Origin of the sequence: Arthrobacter agilis, assembly GCF_002953615.1 — a bacterium.
Taxonomy (GTDB): domain Bacteria; phylum Actinomycetota; class Actinomycetes; order Actinomycetales; family Micrococcaceae; genus Arthrobacter_D; species Arthrobacter_D agilis_B.
Genome location: NZ_CP024915.1, coordinates 3,473,779 through 3,475,800, shown reverse-complemented (window position 1 = coordinate 3,475,800; position 2,022 = coordinate 3,473,779). Strand labels below are relative to the sequence as shown.

General features: G+C 70.3%; 2 protein-coding genes. One reads left to right on the top strand and one right to left on the bottom strand.

The features are described from left to right. On the bottom strand, positions 1-349 hold a 349-nt coding region (locus CVO76_RS17140), incomplete at its 3' end, for an FAD/NAD(P)-binding protein (RefSeq protein WP_208740252.1). A 91-nt stretch (positions 350-440) separates the two neighbouring features. On the opposite strand from CVO76_RS17140, the gene CVO76_RS17135 reads away from it, so the two are divergent. Continuing rightward, a partial coding sequence (locus tag CVO76_RS17135) for a prolyl oligopeptidase family protein (RefSeq protein WP_208740251.1) occupies positions 441-2,022 on the top strand: 1,582 nt, incomplete at its 3' end.

Sequence of the window (2,022 nt, the reverse complement as noted above, 5' to 3'; positions counted from 1 at the left end):
GCTCGGCGGGTGGGCGCCCCGGCTGCGTGCCGGGAACGAGGCCCTCGTTCACCCGCCGGCGCCACTCGTCGAAGGACACCGCTATCGGCGCCTCGGCGATACCCGCCGCGGCGGGTCCGACCGGGACCACCGTGGGGTACAGGCATGGCGTGTTCATCAGGAAGAGGCGCGACTGGTCGGTGCGCCAGATATGCCCCGGACCGGGGTCGTGAGGTTCGACGACGTGGATGACGAGCCCTGCAGCGGCCGCGCCGAGGGCGCGGTGCCGGGCGATGAGACGCTCCACCACGGAGGTGCCACGAGGTCCGCCGCCGATGACGGCCACCTGCCGTGACTCCTGGTTCTCCACCCGTCAAGACTAACGAACGCGGCACCCCGCCCTGCCCGGTGGCAGGGGGCTGCGATGGCAGCGCCCGGAACGCCCTGCATAGGATTGCCCCATGACGCACCCGACGAAGACCACCGCGACAACGGACGACCCCTTCCTCTGGCTCGAGGACATCTACGGTGACAGGCAGCTCGAGTGGGTCCGTGCGCAGAACGCCCTGACCGAGGACGCCCTGGTGACCCCGGACTTCGAGGACCGCGAGCGGGGCATCCTCGAAGTACTCGACTCGACCGACCGCATCCCGATGGCGGGGAAGCACGGGGACTTCTACTACAACTTCTGGCGTGACGCCGAGCACCGCCAGGGCATCTGGCGCCGGACGTCGTGGGACAGCTACGCCTCCGACGACCCCGACTGGGAGCTCCTCCTCGACGTGGACGCCCTCAGTGCAGCCGAGGGAACGGAGTGGGTCTGGGCGGGCGCCCTCTTCCTCCGGCCGGCGGAGGGCACGCCACACGCGCGGGTGCTCGTCGCGCTCTCCCCCGACGGCGGCGATGCGACCCGGTACCGCGAGTTCGACCTCGGGACCCTCTCCTTCGTGGAGGCCGGTTTCGACATCCCGACGGCGAAGAGCCGCATCAGCTGGGCCGGCGAGGACACGCTGTACGTGGGTACGGACTTCGGTCCCGGGTCCATGACGTCCAGCTCCTACCCGCGGACCGTGCGGACGCTCCGGCGCGGCGGCGACCTCGGGTCGGCCGAAGAGTACTTCGCGGTGGACGAGGACCACATGATGGCCCTCGTCCTGCACGACTCCACCCCCGGGTTCGAGAGGGACCTCGCGGTGGACACCATCGACTTCTACACGCGCCGGAGCTACCTGCGGCAGGACGACGCGTGGCACCTGATCGAGGTGCCGGAGGACGCCAGCATCTCGCTGCACCGCGAGTGGCTGATCATCCGGCCCCGCACCGACTGGACGACGGGATCCACGACCCACGGTGCCGGGTCACTGCTCGTCATCCCGCTCGAGTCCTTCCTCGCCGGGGACCGCTCCTTCGTGACCGTGTTCGCGCCGGACGCCTCCACGTCGCTGCAGTCCTGGAGCTGGACCCGCGACTACCTGCTGCTCAACCTGCTGCACGACGTGTCGTCCGAGATCCGCATCCTCGACCCGGCGAAGGACTGGGCGGCCGAGCTTCTCGACGCCTGCCCGCCGCTGCACTCGGTCGACGCCTATGCCGTCGACGACGAGGACGACGCGGCAGGCAACGACTACTGGCTCGTCGCCACCGGCTTCCTGACACCGTCGACGCTGTACCGGGGCACGATCGGCGGGGAGTCCACCGCGGTGAAATCCTCCCCCTCCTACTTCGACGAGGATCTCTACGCCGTGGAGCAGCACTTCGCCGTGTCCAGCGACGGCACGCGCGTGCCGTACTTCCAGATCGCGGCGAAGGACCTTGCGCTCGACGGCGGCAACCCGACGCTGCTCTCCGGCTACGGCGGCTTCGAGCACTCCATGACCCCGGCCTACAGCGGCGTGATCGGCCGCGGGTGGCTGGAGCGCACCACGCAGGACGGCCGACGCGGCGTCTACGTCCTGGCGAACATCCGCGGCGGGGGCGAGTACGGGCCCCAGTGGCACCGAGCCGCGCTGCATGCCGACCGGCACCGGGCCTACGAGGATTTCG